This is a genomic window from Pseudomonas sp. I8001 (assembly GCF_013385345.1).
Taxonomy (GTDB): Bacteria; Pseudomonadota; Gammaproteobacteria; order Pseudomonadales; family Pseudomonadaceae; genus Aquipseudomonas.
Genome location: NZ_JACAQC010000048.1, coordinates 1 through 232 on the forward strand (window position 1 = coordinate 1; position 232 = coordinate 232).

The following is a 232-nucleotide window of genomic DNA, read 5'->3' on the forward strand; positions in this document are numbered from 1 at the left end:
TCAAGATCAAAAGCAGATCAAGAGCACAGCGGCCTCCCGGCCGGCTTGAGTGTTTAAAAGCCAAATCAAAAGCTAAAGCGGGCACGGTCAAATGTGGGAGCTGGCTTGCCTGCGATGGCATCAACTGGGTGTACCTGATGCACCGAGGTGTCTGCATCGCAGGCAAGCCAGCTCCCACAGAAAAGCAGAGCTGCATCAGCTTCAGATTTGGCTTTCGCTCTGGCTTTTGATC